Below are 15,627 nucleotides of genomic sequence, written 5' to 3' on the forward strand. Positions count from 1 at the left end.
AATGAGCGGTGTCGTCACCAGTTGGTGGCGATGTACTTCGCTTCCATGAACTCGAGCAGACCCTCGTGCGCGCCCTCACGGCCGAGTCCGCTCTGCTTGACGCCGCCGAACGGTGCTGCGGGGTCGGACACCAAACCCCGATTGACGGCGACCATGCCGGCCTCCAACCGGCTCGCCACGGACAGAGCGCGCTGCAGATTGCCGCTGTAGACATAGGCCGCGAGCCCGAGGTCGGTGCTGTTGGCCGCGGCGACCGCCTCGTCGTCGGTGTCGAACGCGATCAACGATGCGACCGGTCCGAAGATCTCCTCGCGCACGATCGCCGATTGCGGGTCGACACCCACCAGGACGGTGGGAGAGTAGAAGGAGCCCCTCGAGATCGGCCGCTGGCCGCCGGTCAGCACCGACGCACCGTCGGCGACGGCGGCGTCGACGAGCTGCTCCACCTTGTCGACTGCCTTGTCGTTGATCAGTGGTCCGCACTCCGAGCGCTCATTGGTGCCGGCGCCGACGCGCAGTGTGCCCATCCGTTGTCCGAGGAGTCCGGCCACCTCGTTGATGATCGACCTGTGGACGTAGATGCGGTTGGCCGCGGTGCAGGCCTGGCCGCCGTTCCGCATTTTGGCGATCATGAGGCCGGTCACGGCCTCGTCGATGTCGGCATCCTCGAGAATGAGAAACGGCGCGTTGCCCCCGAGTTCCATTGCGGTCTTGAGAATCGAATCCGACGATTCGCGCAGCAGCGTGCGCCCGACTTCGGTGGAGCCGGTGAACGACAACGCCCGTACACGTGAGTCGTGGAGCATGGCGGAGACGACCTGACCCGCGCGTGAGGTGGTCACCACGTTGATCACGCCGTCCGGAACGCCTGCCTCACGGCAGATCTGGGCGATGAGCAGGCTGGTGAGAGGAGTCTCGGTCGCGGGTTTGAGTACCACGGTGCAACCGGCAGCGAGAGCGGGCGCGATCTTGCGTGTCGCCATCGCGGCCGGAAAGTTCCATGGGGTGACGAGCACGGCGACGCCGATCGGCTCGTACTCGACCAATATGCGATTGGCACCGTTCGGCGAGGTGCTGAGTTGTCCCACCGCGCGGACCGCTTCCTCCGAGTACCACCGGAAGAATTCGGCCGCGTATGCGGTTTCGGCCCGCGAATCGGCGAGCGTCTTCCCGTTTTCGGTGGAGATCAGTTCGGCGATGCGCTCGGCGCGGTCGGTCATCAGTTCCCAGCACCGGCGGAGTATTTCCGCGCGTTCGCGCGGACTGGTGGCGCGCCAGGCGGGCAGGGCGGCCGCTGCGGCGCCGACCGCGTCCAGTCCGTCCTCGACGGTGCCGTCGGGAACCGTGGCGATCAGCGCACCGGTGGACGGATTCAGGACGTCGATCGACTCCCGGGTGCGTTCGATCGGGTGTGCGCCGATGACCAACTCCCGGGGCAGGGTGGCGGAGTTGAGCGACATGAGAATTTCCTTCTTTTCTGGGTCCGGCCAGAGTCCGGTGGCTGTCGTGGGATGGATCGACGAGAATCAGGCCGGGTTGCGGCCCACCAGGAATTCCTCGTCGAGCGAGGTGGTGACGTCGAGGCCGGCCGCGACCGCCCCGGCCCGCAACTGCTTCATCTGCCCGTCGTTGATGCGCGCCTGAGGGGCTCGCAGCGGACCACCGTTGAATCCGTTGAGCCACCCCTGGTACTTCCACAGGTACCGTGGCACCATCGCGGTCCCCGCGAGTGCCTGTCCGACCACCACCGCGTCGGATTCCCGGATCGGGTGGAGTTTCCAGTAGATCTCCATGGCGTCCTCGAACTTGCCGTCGCGCATCAGGTCGAAGTACCGGGCGACCCACGGGCCGTAGGCCTCGTAGTTCGACGTGCCCATCCACTGCATGCCGTACGCGGCGTGCCAGGCGGGCGAGTTCGACTCGATCGGGTCCATGACGATCACGTCATTTCGGTAGCGCTCGAAGATCTGCGCGATGCCGCCGACGCCGGGACCGCCGACCTCCGTCTTGACGGCCACGACGTTCGGAATCTCGTTGATCATCCGGCCGATGAGATCCGGCGAGAAGTGGCTCGGGTGGAATCGGCGGAAGTTCCACAGGTGCATCGCGAACACGATGATGCCCAGGTTGGTGCTCTCCGCGATCGCGCGGGTGTACTCGAAGACTTCCTCTTCGGACTTCGGGTAGAAGGTGAGCGGGTAGGAGACCAGGACGATGTCCGCGCCCAGACGCTCGGACTCGCGCACGAGTGCGATGTTGTCTTCGAGTGTCGGCAGGACAGCGTGCACCACGGTCTGGAGCTCGCCTGCGGCTTCGTCGACAGCGATTTCGGTGACCTGAAGTAGCTCGTCGAAAGTGGTTCCACATTCGGCGACGAGTAGAGCGCCCGAGATCCCCAGCTCCTTCTCTCGGGCGATGTCGTGCCGGATTGCGCGCTCGTTGATTCCCTTCAGATCGCCGGTGAAGGTGGGCAGGAGGCATCCGCAGATGCCCTTCATGTTCGCCTGGGCCCAGGAGCGGGCGTCGGACCGGGAATAGCTCATGAATGGAACTCCGTTCGTCGGATTCTTGCGGTGCGCAGGGCAGGGGCGGTTTCGGCCGGCCCGTACCCGGCCGGACTGTGATGTCGGCGCGCAGGTAGGTGATCAACCCTCTTACCGATATCCAAATAATGGATATTCAGACCGGTATGTGGATGTGTGGACGCTAACACCGGCTGTCGTCCGCCGTCAACGATTTCTCCGGTCGTTGCTCTCGACTGGCCGCGAGTGAGGTGGATGGGGTGAGGCCGCACGGTTCGGTCGACCCTTTGACATCTGCGGCAAAACGTTGTTACCGTCATCACATCCACCAGACGGACCCTATATCCACTATTTGGACATACGCCTGGTGTATCAATCCACTCCTGATAGGGGTCATCCAGATGACACGTGTTACCGCGGACGTCACTCGCGTGAGCCGCCGTTCCTACTGGGGCCGAGACGAATTCGATTCCGAGATGGAACGAGTCTTCGGCCGGTGCTGGCTGTTCGCCGCCCACGAGAGCGAGATTCCGTCGCCGGGCGATTACGTCACCAGGAAGCTGGGAGGCGAGGACGTCATCGTTGTCCGGGACGAGACGGGCGACGTCCGCATCCTCCTGAATTCGTGCACGCATCGAGGCAATCAATTGTGTCGTGCCGACATGGGCAACTCATCGCACTTTCGGTGCAGCTACCACGGCTGGACCTTCTCCAACAAGGGCACGTTGCGTGGAGTGCCCGAGCGCAAGCAGGTCTTCGACGCGGACTTCGACAAGAGCAAGTACAACCTGGTCGGGCCGCCGAACGTCGACGTCTTCCACGGGCTGATCTTCGCGAGTTGGGACCCCGAGGCTCCTTCGCTGCTCGACGAACTCGGCGACATGGCCTGGTATCTCGAAGCCGTGCTCGACAAGGCCGGTGACCTGCAGGTCGTCGGTCCGCCGGCGCGCGCTCTGGTGCGAACCAACTGGAAGCTGGGCGCGGAGAACTTCGCCGGCGACGGCTATCACCTGGGAACGACGCACAAGAGTCCGATAGACCTGGGCACGTATCTGAACACCGAGGCCTTTCCGCAGCTGGACGACGTCTCGATGGATGCGATGCGTGGGCGATGCATCGTCGCCGGCAACGGGCATACCCTCCGGGTCCAGCACTACGGCCTGGAAACCGATGAACCGGTGTTTCTCGGATACCCGGAGGAGCGCTGGGCCGACATCGCGAGTGGTCTCGACCCGAGGCAGGCGGACCTGATGTCGAGAATCTCTGTCCTACACGGAAACGTCTTTCCCAACTTGTCCTTCATCGATGCCGCGGCCCTCTATTCCGGGGACGACACCCCGGCCGTGTCGTACGTCCAACTCCGGCAGTGGCAACCGGTCGACGAGATGCACTGCGAACTGATCATGTTCGCGTTGGTGCCGCGGTGGTACGACGAGGAGCAACGCGCGCACTCGCAGCGCGCGAACCTCCGCATGGTCGGTCTCGCCGGGATCTTCGACACCGACGACTTCCAGAACTGGACGAGCGTCGCCGACATGAGCCGCGGTCGGGTGTCGCAGTCCACCGATTTCGTCTACGCCGGCGGTGTCGGAATCAAACCGGCCGACGATGTCGAATGGCCTGGCGCCGTCTACGACGTCGATCACTCGGAGGTCAACCAGCGGGAGATGTTCCGCAGGTGGTCCGAACTGCTCGACGACGACAGCATCTGCACCCGCACGACCGGGAAGGCCGACCAATGCTGAGCGCGGAACGGATCGATGTCGCCGCGGACGATGCGACGTTCGCCAGTGTGAGCAGGTTCTACGGCCGTGAGACGGCCTTGCTCGACGCGCACGACTACGCGCGGTGGATTCCGCTGCTCGAACCCGAGTTCGTCTACCGGATCCCCGTCACCGTGACACGCGACGACCCGTCGCAGTCACCCTTCGTGGCGGGTGCGCACCTGCTCGACGAGTCCCGCGACTCCCTGGCCAATCTCTGGGCCCGACGCCTCGAACCCGACCACATCGACTTCTCCTGGGGGGAGGTCCCACTCCAGCGGGTGCGGCGTTTCGTTTCGGTCCTGTCCGTCGCCGACGCTGGGCGCGCCGACGAGGTGTCCGTCACGTCGAACGTGCTCGTGACCGTTGTCCACCAATCGGATCCGGTGGTGATGACCGCGGCCGGACGACATGACATCCTCCGTCGTCGCGGCGACGGCTGGGGTCTTGTGGAACGGACGGTCCATCTCGACGAGAGCGTCGTCAGACTGCCGCACCTGCGAATGGTGATCTGATGTCAACTCCCCGGACACGCCCGACAGACGATTCGCTCGCCCCGCACGGTGGCGACGGAGCCGTCGATGCCGAGTTCACCGTCGTCAACGAGTTCACTGCCGTACGGGTGCGGAAGATCCTGACCCGGAACGGGCAACGGCTCGAGATCACCTCGCTCCGGCTCGACCACCACATCCGCCTCGATGCCCTCGCGCTCGAGGCACTGAGCTGGCAGAACGAAGAAACGATCTCCGCCTACCTCGACCAGCCGTTCGGCCCCGAGGATCCCCCGACCACCGAAATCGGAAGAGAGTAACGACCAATGCTGCTACTGACCGACGAGCATGTGCGAAGCCTCACACAGATGTCCGACCTCGTCAGCGCCATCCGCGAGGGCTACCGCACGCAGGCCCGCGGCGGTGCGCAACTGCCCGACCGCATCAACCTGGAGTCGACGCCCGGATTCTTCCGGCTGATGCCGGGCGTGTCGGCCGGCACCGGCTTGATGGGATTCAAAGTTTTCAACCAGGTCTCCGAAGGTGGGGTCCAGTACCTGATCGGCCTGTTCGACGAGCTGACCGGTGAGTTGCTCGCTCAACTGGACGGGGCATACCTGACCGCTGCCCGGACCGGCGCGACCACGGGCGTGGCGGCCGGTCTTCTCGCGCCGCGGACCGCCGTCGAGATCGGGGTCATCGGATCCGGGTTGGAGGCCGAGACGAACCTCGAGGGCGTGTTCGCCGCCCTCGAGGTGAAACGGGTACGGGTCTTCAGCCCGAACCCGCAGCGGCGGGGTGCATTCGTCGAGCGGATGGCCGCACGCCTCGACGTGGAGGTCGTCCCGGTATCCGATCCGGCCGAGGCGGCCGCCGCACCGGTCGTCGTGGTCGCCACCAACACCGGTGCCGGAACCGGACGCATCGCCCTCGAGGGCAAGTGGCTCGCGCCCGGGACCACGGTGCTGTCGATCGGTTCCACCATGCCCTCGTTGCGGGAGATCGACACCGACGTCGTCGACCGGGCCGCACTCGTGGTCAGCGACGCTCCCGAACAGGCCCGTGTCGAGTCCGGGGATCTGCTCGCGGCCGACGAGACGGGGCTCCTCGACGGCAAGATCGTGACACTCGCGGACCTCGCCATCGGCAATGTGCCCGCCCACGACGCAGACGCGATCACCGTGTTCAAGTCGGTCGGCACCGCCTTGCAGGACCTGGTCGCGGCCAAGGTGGTCTACGACAGGGCCGTGCAGAACGGAATCGGGACGTCGGTGGACCTGCTGCGCACCAAGAAGCCCGCGGGGGCGTGAGCACCGTGGCGAATTGGGCCGAGCGAGTGGCCGTCGTGACCGGTGGCGGCAGCGGAATCGGACGCGCTGTCGCCACCCGTCTGGCCGACGACGGATACGCGGTCGCGGTGATCGACGCCAACGACGTGGGCGCCAAGCGTACGGCCGAGATCGTCTCCGGGACGGGCGGGCGCAGCACCGCCTACGCGGCGGATATCACCGACGAGGAGCGTGTCCGCGCGGTGGTCGGCGAGATCACGTCCGACCTGGGAGAGATCGACGTTCTGGTCAACGCCGCCGGAATCTTCGACCAGAATCTGGATTTCGACGAGCTCACCTCCGCCACTTGGGAACGGGTCCTGCGCGTCAATGTCCTGGGTACGGCAAATCTGATGCGCGCGGTCGGAACGCTCATGGTCGAACGCGGCCGCGGCGCGATCGTCAACATCGCCTCGTCGGCCGGGCTCGTGCCCCGCGGCGGCGGGTCCGCCTACATCGCCTCGAAATACGCGGTCGTCGGCATGACCCTGAAGATCGCTGCCGAGTACGCCGGGCGCGGTGTGCGTGTCAATGCCGTCGCCCCCGGGTGGATTCCCACCGACCTGTTCACCACCAGCGCGGCAGCACTGCGGCGAGCCGGGGGATCCGTCCCCGACCACCCCTCACCGGTCGGGGGGAACATCCCGATGAACCGACCCGGAGATGTACACGAGGTCGCGGCCGGAGTGTCGTTCCTCGCCTCCGCCGCAGCCGGGTACATCACCGGTGTCGTCCTGCCGATCGACGGCGGATACCTCGTCGGCTGATCGATCCCCGTGCCGGGCGCACCACTCGAGAAAGAACGAACAATGTTGTCACCGAACAATTTCCACCCGCGAGCAGTCGCGGACGACCACTACAGTGAGGTGTAGTCATGCATGTCACCGCAGATGCCGGCAGGTGCCGTGGTTACGGTAGCTGCATGCTCGAAGCCCCTGAGGTCTTCGATCTGGACGAAGACGAGAACAAGGTGATCCTGCTGCAGGAAAGCCCGCCCGAGTCCTTGCATACGAAGACCGACAGGGCGATTCGATCCTGCCCCGCGAAGGCGTTGGGAACCCGTGATGAGTAGGTTCGAGCGGATCGTCGTGGTCGGCGGTTCCCTCGCCGGCATGAACGTGATCCAGGAACTGCGGCGCCTGGGCCACTCCGGCGGCATCACCCTCATCGGCGAAGAGAAGGTGCGATCACCATACGACCGCACCGAGCTCTCGAAGAAATTGCTCACCGGCTCCAGTGATCCGGACGATCTCTATTTGCTGACCGAGGAGGAGATCGACGAACTCGACCTTGATCTTCGCCTGGGCCGCCGGGCGACGTCGCTGTCGCTCGACCCGTCGCGGCACACGGTCACGCTCGACGACGGCACGGTTCTCGAATTCGACGCACTGGTCGTGGCCACGGGCTCGCGGGCTCGGCGCCCCGCCTTCATGGGGCACCTCGCGGGTGTTCACGTTCTCCGGACGCTGCCGGACGCCCTCGCACTCAGAACCGAGTTGAACAGTGCCCGAGACGTTGTCGTCGTCGGCGCCGGGTTCATCGGTGCCGAGGTGGCGTCGAGCGTGCGTACCCGCGGACAGTCGGTGACCCTGGTCGATCCACAACCGACCCCCTTGGGAACTGTCCTCGGGGCAATCGTCGGCTCCCACTTCGCGGATCTGCACACGAGTCACGGCACCGACCTCGAACTCGGGGTGGGCGTCCAGGAACTCCTGGGAAACGGGCGGGTCAACGGGGTCAGGCTCACCGACGGACGAATTCTCCCAGCTGATCTGGTCGTGGTCGGGGTCGGCGGTGCGCCGGTGACCGAATGGCTCGACGGTTCAGGCGTGGAGGTGGACAACGGGGTTCTCTGCGACGATGGCGGGCACACCAACGTGCCCGGCATCTACGCCGTCGGTGACGCCGCCCGTTGGTACTCGGACTACTTCGGGGCGCAGGTGCGCAGCGAGCACTGGAACAACGCCACGCTGCAGGCGACAGTCGTCGCTGAGAATCTCGTCGCCGGAACGAAACGGTCGACGCTGTCTGCTGTCCCCAGTTTCTGGTCCGACCAGTTTCGCAAGCGCACTCAGATGGTGGGCTGCCCTCTCCCCACGGATCAGGTGCGCTTCATGAGCGGGGCGCCGGGGGAGGAGAGGTTTGTCGCACTGTACGGCCGCGACGACCGGGTGACGGGTGTCGTGTCGTTCAACTCACCTCGAGGCCTGAGCAAGTACCAGCACCTCGTCACCGCCCGAGCGTCGTGGTCCGAGGCAATCGGCTCGGCCTAGACCATCACTGAAAATGATAGTGGCCATCGGGACGCGTTGAACCCATCCATCTCCCCAATTGTCGTGGAGGCGGATAGATTCGGGATGCCGGCAGAGACCTGGGTCACAGGATCTGACTCTCGGGTCGCAGTGATTGCCGAACTGCCACCAAGCGAGTGCTTCGTATCGTATTGCGCTCTCTCCCAATCTCACCAGCGGTTGCCTCGAAGGCAATGTGCCCGATGGAAGGAACCCCATTGTCGACTATTGACGGTAGAGACGGCGACGTCTACCAGGCCAGATGGCGAATGCTCGCTCTGCTCGTCCTCGGCTACGTCAGCCTTACGTTGAACTGGTTCAACATCGCGTCGGCCTTCACCCCCATCAGCGAGGACCTCGGCGTGAGCTTCGAGCAGCTCGCCATGCTGATCGCGTTGTTCGTGCTCGGCTACGGGGTCGCCCACGTCCCGGGCGGCATCATCGCGGCCCGGCTCGGGATGAAGCGCACTCTCGTTGTCGGGATGGTGCTCCAAGGGGCCGGTGCGGCGCTGTCCGGCGTCGCGATCGGCTTCCTCGACCTCGCCCTGTACCGAGTGATCGCCGGTGTCGGCGCGTCCATCTTCATCGCCGTCGCCGTCGCCGCGGTCAGTGTGTGGTTTCGTGAGCACGAGATCAACCTCGCTCTGGGCATCGCGTGCGGTGCCGCATTCAGCACCGGCGTCGCGTTGGGTCTGTATGCGTGCATCTACGTGACCGACCTCGCTGGATGGCGCGGCATGCTCGCGATCTGCGGCATCGTCAATATCGTCTTGGCGGCGGCGGTGGCCGTGTGGTTCCACACCCCGCGCGGCGTCAGCGGACTCCACGGCGGCCGGATCAGCCGCGCCGGCCTGATCCGGGCGCTGGTCGACAAGCAGCTGTGGATCTACGGCGTCGCCATGCTCGGCGTGTACGGCGCTTACTTCACCGCATCGCAGCTGTTCAGCGAGTACGCGGTCGCGCAACGCGGCTTCACGCCCGGCCAGGGCGGTATGCTCGGCGCGATCCTGGCCCTCGCGGGAATCCCCGGCAGCCTGGTCGGTGGCAAGGTCGCGGACCTGGTCCGCAACTACCGATCCGTCATCGTCGTTCCCCTCCTGCTGATGGGGGCACTGATCGCCGCGATCCCCGTCGCCCCCGATGCCCTGCTGTGGTTCATCTCCTTCGCGATCGGATTCCTTTTCGTCTTCAGCTACCCGGCCTGGCTGGGTGTGCCCGCGGACCTGTCGAAGATCGATCCCGAACAGGTCGGCACCGCGGTCGGCGTGATGCTCACCCTCGCGGCGGTCGGCGGATTCGTCGTCCCCGTGGTCTTCGGGCACATCGTCCCCGATCACGGTTTCGCGGCCGGTTGGATTGCTGTCGCGGCGATCTCGGTGCTCACCGCCCTCGTGGGTCTGCTGGGCAAGAAGCGAGCCGCCGAACCGGTCGACGAAGACCGCAAACTCACAGTCGGCTGACTGTGCACCTACCACATCCCCTGTCGCACTGTGAGATCCAGAGTGCGACCGACCGAAAGAAATGAGGAAGTAAGCAGATGAGCAGAATCATCGACATCTCCATGGTCACCGACGGTGACCCCACCCTCGAGGGCAAAGGCGTCATCTTCGAGCCGCACTCGCTCGGCGCCGAGTGGAACCAGGAAAACTACGACATCGACCCGAATCACTGGCCCACGCCCGGTGCCGCGTTCGCGGTCGAACATATCGACATGAACTCGCACACCGGCACACACATGGACGCACCGTGGCACTTCGGGCCGGTGATGGCGGACGGGTCGAAGCCGAAGACCATCGAAGAGTGGCCCATCGAGCGATGCATGGGTGACGGGGTCGTCATCGACATCAGCGATGCCGAAGACGGCGCGGAGGTCTCCCTCGAGGAAATTCAGCAGAAGCTGAAGGACATGAACTACACCATCAAGCCGGGCGACATCGTCCTCACGATGACCGGAAACGACAAGTACTGGGGGAAGCCGGAGTACACCACCCGTGGTGGCGGACCCAGCCGTGAGGCGCTCAAATGGATCCTCGAACAGGGCGTGACGGTCGTGGGAACGGACGCGTGGAGCTACGACCGTCCGTACGCCGCATGGGCCGCCGACTACCACAAGCACGGCAAGGACCCGAAGTACCTGTGGCCCTGCCACCTCCTCGGCCTCGAAATCGAATACGCGCACATCGAGAAGCTCGCCAACCTCGACCAGCTGCCCCCGCACGGTTTCAAGGTCATCGCGCTGCCCATCAAGATCGCCGGCGGCACAGCCGGATTCGTCCGGGCCGTCGCCATCGTCGACGAGGACTGACCAATGACCACTGTCGGCGAAGATGTGAAGTACGTGACCGTTCCCGGCCTGCAGGCCGATGCCGCCTGGCACTGGGTGGCGGAAGCCGGGAATCTGGTGTTCACCTCGGGGGCGGTGCCGCACGACGAGTCCGGTGACATCGGTGAGGACCTCTCGGCTGGGGCACAGGCGGACCGGGCGTTCGCGAACCTCGAGCGTGCCCTGCAGGCTGCGGGCAGTTCGATGGACCGCATCGTCAAGATCACCGGGTACCTGACCGACCCGGACTCCCTCCCGGAGATTCGTACTGTCCGCGACAAGTGGATTCCGAAGCGTCCGCCGTCGACGTTCGTGTACGTCGCGGGCCTCGTGGATCCCCGGATGCTGATCGAGTTCGAGGCGATCGCCGTCAAGAGCTAGAGGCTGCCGGTAGGCCTTCTCCTCGGCGCCGAGGAGAAGACCTACCGGTTTCGCCAGCCCATCAGCTGGGAAAGCGATTGGGCGAGTCCGAGGACCTCGTGAAGAACGAGATCCCGCGGCGGCATCTGTTCGCGGTAATTGGCGATCGATACCGATGCCGTCACCTCGCCTGCGGCGTTCCGGATCGGCGCTGCAATCCCACATGTAGCAGTGGTGACATCCCGGTCGCTGGTGGCGTAGCCATCGGCCACGATCTGCTTCAGCTTGGCCCGCAACTCGGCGGGTTCCGTGATCGTGTACTCGGTGAACGAACGCAGCGGCTCCTGGACATAGGTGTCGATGAACTCGTCGGGGCAGTATGCGAGCAGCACCAATCCGCGGGCTCCCGTGTGGAGGGGATAGGCGCGGTACGTATTCGCATAGGACAGGGTGGGAACGGGAATGCGGGGCTCGACGCTGGCAATGGCCACCGACGAATGCCCGTCACGCTCGGCGATCTGAACGAATCCGTTGATCCGGTCGGCGGCCGTCCGCATCAACGGTTCGCTCGTCGTGAAAAGGGGATGATCGCCGAGGTAGGCGGAGCCGATGGCGAACATCCGGCGACCGACGTAGTGCAGCCCGGTCGTGTCGTCGCGCCTGACGAAGCCCTTGTCACGAAGGTAGGTCAGTGTGCGGTGCGCAGTTGCCCATTTCGCTCCGGTGGCTTCGGCCAGTTCCTTCGCGCGCATCGGCTGTTCCGCGAGCAATTCGAGCATGTGCATTCCACGATCCATGCTCTGCATCGTGGAATTCTCGGACTTTTTCTCGGGCTCGTGCGCGCTGCTCACGCCCAAAATATACCATGGCCCGGTTTCGAAATGGATTCCGGTTCAACCAGACAGGGATTATTCGACCTCGTGAATTATCCCCATGAAGCGCGGCGCTGTAGGCGAGATATGGGCAAGGACTTGAAGCCAGCCGGTAGCCACGACCGGACTGAGCGCGGTGTCTCCGGAGGATATCGAGTCCATCCGGAAAAGGGATACTTAATGGTCGGCGTCCACGGAAACCGCATATTCGGGGCCGGACGCCGGCGACCTACTTTCCCGGACAATTGTCGTGAGTACCCGGAACCAGGCGGCCGGTAAGTTATTCGATGCATTACCGTATGTCTCCGACAGGCAACTGTGGAACTCGCCCGGGGATATCGAGCGCGCATTCCGAGGAATGCTGAAGGCCTCGTTCTCCGGGGACCGGATCGGGGTGGCATCGGAAGGAGCAACTCTACTCACAGTTGCTCGGCCAGCCGGCGTATGCCGTGGCGAAGCCATCGGTGACCGGGATCGTCGGAATGGCGCGGATGCCAGTACATCATCTCGGTGATCGGGGCCAACGAAACCGGCGGCTCGAGCAGTCGAATGCCGGCGCTGCGGTGAAGTGCTCGCGCCAGTCGCTCGTACAGCACCGCCACCATCTCCGTTCCTTCCAGCAGGAACGGGGCGGCGACGTAACTGGTCGTCGACGCTTCGATGCGAAACGGCAATGAGATTTCATCGAACTGGGTCTCGGCGAAGGACGGCGGGATTCCGCCGGTGGCGGACAGGTGCGGAAACGCGCTGAACTGCTCCCGCGACATCGTCTCGCCCACAACGGGATGGTCCGCGGCGACCACGCAGACGTGCCGGTCCGTGAAGAGGGGGGCGCTGACGTAGGCGGTTCCGACGTGTCCCACGATCTCGCGTGGGATGATCACCAGATCAGCCCGCGCCTCGAGCAGCGGACCGAAGTAATTCGTCTGTGGCGGAGCGATATTGATCCGCACGTTCGGCGCTTCGCCGGCGGCCGCCCTGACGAACGAGCGGAGTAGGACGAGAGTGACATAGTCACTCGCGTGGATGGTGAACGTGCGAGTGTCACTCGCCGCGTCGAACGGTGCACGCACGGTCACCAGCGTCTCGATCGATCCGAGTATGTCGTGGACAAGGTACGTGAGGGACTCCGCGAGCGGTGTCAGCGTCATCGACGACCCGTCGCGGACGAGCAGGGGATCGTCGAAGAGTTTTCGCAATCGCGACAATGTGCCACTCATCGCCGGTTGCCCGACCGAGAGTTGCTTCGCAGCGCGAGAGACGCTCCTCTCCGACAGGAGGGCGTCCAGGCCGACGAGAAGGTTCAGATCAATTCGGTTCAGTTTCATTCGCATCTCTCGTCACCTCTCCGGACGTCGCCGGCGGTCGATCATCAGTCGAAATGATACCTCTCATCGGCAAGACGTGACCAGCACGATCTCGCTAAAGCGCCTGTGCCTCGGTATCTTTGGGATTGCCGAGCGGGCCGATCGGTACCGCTGCCCGCAACAATCCGGAGATGTCGTCCGTGGCCCGCTTCTACCAGTCGGCCGGACACGTCCTATCCGACTTTCGATGGAGTTGTCATGACTGTAAGGGATGGTTGGGCGGTACTGGACACCACGTCCGCGACCGCGGTCGGTGTCAGACGGGCGGGAGATGTCATCGATACGGTGGATCGCCGCTCGTACCTGCATGCCGGCCCACAGGTGGAGCCCGGCGAGGTAGTGGGTCCGATGAGAGGTGCGATTCTCGGGGCACTGGTGCTCGAGGGTGAGGCTCCCGATCTCGCGGCCGCCGGTGAACTGTTCGACGCGGGGAAGATCGATCTGCGGCCGTGTCACTCGGCATCCGCTGTCGGGGCGATGGCAGGCATCATTTCTCCCAGCACGCCCGTGGTGGTGGTGGAGGGAGACGACGGGCACAACGCGTTCGCGCCGTTGAACGAAGGGCTGGGTCGAGCACTCCGGTTCGGTGCCAACGATGCTGCTGTGCTCGAGCGGCTGCGGTGGATGAGTACCGTCCTGACGCCGGTTCTCGACGACGCGTTGCGGGCGGTGGACGGTATCGATATCACTGCACTGCAGTCGGAAGGCCTTCGGCGCGGCGACGAATGCCACAATCGGAACGTGGCGTCGACGGCGGCGCTGACCATCAGGCTCGCGCCCGCCGTGGTCGAGCACGCCCCGGACTCGGGGACCGCGGCGGCAATCCTCGATTTCCTCGCCGGCAATCCCCACACCTTTCTGTCTTTCTCGATGGCGGCAGCGAAGCTCGTCGCGGATGCCGCCCACCGCTGTGGAACCCGGGGGTTGGTGACAGCGATCGCGGGAAACGGTCGGCGGATGGGGATTCGCGTCAGTGGCCTCGACTCGTGGATCACGGCATCTGCGCCCGTGGGAGATCCGAAGCTGTTCGAGGGCTATACCGTCGACGATGCCTGCCCGATGATGGGTGATTCCCTCGTGACCGAGGTGATCGGGCTCGGCGCCTTCGCTCTGTCGGCGGCCCCCGCCATCAGTTCCTATATCGGGGGAAGCCCCAGCGTGCTCCAGGGCTATGTATCCGAGATGCGTCAGATCACCCGAGGGGGTAGTAGTCGATTCCTGATTCCCGGCGAGGGTTTCCGTGGCACACCGATGGGAATCGACGTCGAAGCGGTAGCACGTACGGGAATTTCCCCGGTGGTCAACAACGGATTCGCTCACCGAGATGCGGGGATCGGACAAGTCGGCGCGGGAATCACCAGGCTCCCCATAGAGCCGTTCGTCGCTGCGCACAACGCCTTGCTGGATCTGGGAGCAGGCGATTGGCTGACTTCAGCGGGAAGCCGGTGGGGTGAATGATCTGGGCGAGGCCTGCCAACGCCCTGCGCCACGTCGAGAAGCTCGACGCGCGAGTCACTCGCATCGTCGCGGGATTCGCTGCAAGCGACGTCTTCTGGTCGTCCGGTTGTGATCCGAGAAGGTTCCCCACCAATTCGGCGGGATCTCTGGTCGTGCCCCACATGTTGTGGGACATGAGCAATGGCGACGTCGTGGCGATCGACGACGTCGAGGTCGGATACGGCGGAGCGGCTCCGAGACGTGCTTTCTCCCTGCTCAGCGAGCTGGGTCTGAGCGACCCGGTGGCACGCGGGATTGCCTATTCACGAAGGTCGCTGACCCGGCTGGGATGCGACGGCCGCACGGTGCTGCAGTCGATCGCCCATTCGGATTGGCCAGGATTTCGACTACACACTCCGACCAGGATCGGGACAGCGTGGGTTCTGCGTGTCACGGCGGACAATCTCGAGGACCGGCTGCGACCGGTTGGCGGACCAGCGATGCGACCATTGACGGGCAGGATCGCCGCGATGATCGCAGACGAACTGGACCGCGACGATCTACCCGGATGGGCTCGAGGTTCCCGGATCGCGCGGTACCTCCCCTCCCGCGATGCCGCGCGGAACGCAGGTTTCGTCGATCGGAGTGATCGGAATTCGCCTGCTCCGGATCGAAGCAGGGCGTATCAGTTGATCGTGGAGCAGGGAAGTCTGCAGTTGTGGTTCGAACTTCCGGACCCGCAGGGCGTCGGTGGGCAGCTGCCCCGGGACGCGTACGTCTTGATGCAGAATCTGCGGATTCCGAGGCCGAGTGGCGAGTGTGTCGTGGCAGACGATGATCGGCTTCGGTACGGCTACTGCTGACTCCGGGACT

At 64.7% G+C, this 15,627-nt stretch carries 16 protein-coding genes; 12 read left to right on the forward strand and 4 right to left on the reverse strand.

What is annotated here, in order from left to right:
* Positions 1-14 precede the first annotated feature (14 nt).
* Positions 15-1,460 carry an NAD-dependent succinate-semialdehyde dehydrogenase gene (locus tag I1A62_RS34255; protein WP_124395622.1) on the reverse strand — a complete coding sequence of 482 codons (1,446 nt, stop codon included), beginning with the start codon at positions 1,458-1,460 and terminating at the stop codon, positions 15-17.
* 66 nt (positions 1,461-1,526) lie between these two features.
* A complete protein-coding gene (locus I1A62_RS34260; protein WP_124395621.1) occupies positions 1,527-2,543 on the reverse strand; it encodes a dihydrodipicolinate synthase family protein in 1,017 nt (338 codons plus the stop codon).
* A gap of 380 nt (positions 2,544-2,923) precedes the next feature.
* Between I1A62_RS34260 and I1A62_RS34265 the strand changes: the two genes are divergently transcribed.
* From I1A62_RS34265 to I1A62_RS34310, 10 genes are all read left to right on the forward strand, one after another.
* Positions 2,924-4,267, forward strand: a complete 1,344-nt coding sequence (locus I1A62_RS34265; protein ID WP_124395620.1) for a Rieske 2Fe-2S domain-containing protein — start codon at positions 2,924-2,926, stop codon at positions 4,265-4,267.
* A complete protein-coding gene (locus I1A62_RS34270; protein ID WP_219456736.1) occupies positions 4,261-4,800 on the forward strand; it encodes an aromatic-ring-hydroxylating dioxygenase subunit beta in 540 nt (179 codons plus the stop codon). The genes I1A62_RS34265 and I1A62_RS34270 overlap by 7 nt, the downstream gene beginning before the upstream one ends.
* Positions 4,800-5,096 (forward strand): dihydrodiol dehydrogenase, encoded by a 297-nt coding sequence (locus I1A62_RS46655; protein ID WP_225858463.1) that lies wholly within the window; start codon positions 4,800-4,802, stop codon positions 5,094-5,096. Before I1A62_RS34270 ends, I1A62_RS46655 begins: the two co-directional genes overlap by 1 nt.
* A gap of 6 nt (positions 5,097-5,102) precedes the next feature.
* Complete coding sequence (locus tag I1A62_RS34280) at positions 5,103-6,086, forward strand: ornithine cyclodeaminase family protein (protein ID WP_124395618.1); 984 nt, start codon at positions 5,103-5,105, stop codon at positions 6,084-6,086.
* Entirely contained in the window at positions 6,083-6,871 is a 789-nt protein-coding gene (locus tag I1A62_RS34285; RefSeq protein ID WP_124395617.1) for an SDR family NAD(P)-dependent oxidoreductase, read from the forward strand. The genes I1A62_RS34280 and I1A62_RS34285 overlap by 4 nt, the downstream gene beginning before the upstream one ends.
* A 107-nt stretch (positions 6,872-6,978) precedes the next feature.
* Positions 6,979-7,176 carry a ferredoxin gene (locus I1A62_RS34290; RefSeq protein ID WP_072942987.1) on the forward strand — a complete coding sequence of 66 codons (198 nt, stop codon included), beginning with the start codon at positions 6,979-6,981 and terminating at the stop codon, positions 7,174-7,176.
* Positions 7,169-8,377 carry an NAD(P)/FAD-dependent oxidoreductase gene (locus I1A62_RS34295; protein WP_219456738.1) on the forward strand — a complete coding sequence of 403 codons (1,209 nt, stop codon included), beginning with the start codon at positions 7,169-7,171 and terminating at the stop codon, positions 8,375-8,377. Before I1A62_RS34290 ends, I1A62_RS34295 begins: the two co-directional genes overlap by 8 nt.
* Before the next feature lie 236 nt (positions 8,378-8,613).
* Positions 8,614-9,855 carry an MFS transporter gene (locus tag I1A62_RS34300; RefSeq protein WP_192582098.1) on the forward strand — a complete coding sequence of 414 codons (1,242 nt, stop codon included), beginning with the start codon at positions 8,614-8,616 and terminating at the stop codon, positions 9,853-9,855.
* A 77-nt stretch (positions 9,856-9,932) separates the two neighbouring features.
* The gene (locus I1A62_RS34305) at positions 9,933-10,700 is read left to right on the forward strand and encodes a cyclase family protein (protein ID WP_095863300.1); all 768 of its coding nucleotides are present in this window, start codon (positions 9,933-9,935) and stop codon (positions 10,698-10,700) included.
* A gap of 3 nt (positions 10,701-10,703) precedes the next feature.
* Positions 10,704-11,099, forward strand: coding sequence for a RidA family protein (locus I1A62_RS34310; RefSeq protein ID WP_124395614.1), 396 nt, complete (start codon positions 10,704-10,706; stop codon positions 11,097-11,099).
* 41 nt (positions 11,100-11,140) lie between these two features.
* Here the strand turns inward: I1A62_RS34310 and I1A62_RS34315 are convergent, their stop codons facing one another.
* Together I1A62_RS34315 and I1A62_RS34320 are read right to left on the reverse strand one after the other, a co-directional pair.
* Positions 11,141-11,929 (reverse strand): IclR family transcriptional regulator, encoded by a 789-nt coding sequence (locus tag I1A62_RS34315; protein ID WP_095863301.1) that lies wholly within the window; start codon positions 11,927-11,929, stop codon positions 11,141-11,143.
* 440 nt (positions 11,930-12,369) lie between these two features.
* Complete coding sequence (locus I1A62_RS34320) at positions 12,370-13,284, reverse strand: LysR family transcriptional regulator (protein ID WP_124395613.1); 915 nt, start codon at positions 13,282-13,284, stop codon at positions 12,370-12,372.
* A gap of 231 nt (positions 13,285-13,515) precedes the next feature.
* Between I1A62_RS34320 and I1A62_RS34325 the strand changes: the two genes are divergently transcribed.
* Together I1A62_RS34325 and I1A62_RS34330 are read left to right on the forward strand one after the other, a co-directional pair.
* A complete protein-coding gene (locus I1A62_RS34325) occupies positions 13,516-14,775 on the forward strand; it encodes a DUF1116 domain-containing protein (RefSeq protein WP_124395612.1) in 1,260 nt (419 codons plus the stop codon).
* On the forward strand, positions 14,772-15,617 hold the full coding sequence (locus tag I1A62_RS34330; protein ID WP_124395611.1) for a hypothetical protein: 846 nt from the start codon (positions 14,772-14,774) through the stop codon (positions 15,615-15,617). The genes I1A62_RS34325 and I1A62_RS34330 overlap by 4 nt, the downstream gene beginning before the upstream one ends.
* The last annotated feature ends 10 nt before the right edge of the window (positions 15,618-15,627 follow it).

The sequence above is a fragment of the Rhodococcus sp. USK10 genome, assembly GCF_019378875.1.
Classification (GTDB): domain Bacteria; phylum Actinomycetota; class Actinomycetes; order Mycobacteriales; family Mycobacteriaceae; genus Rhodococcus_F; species Rhodococcus_F pseudokoreensis.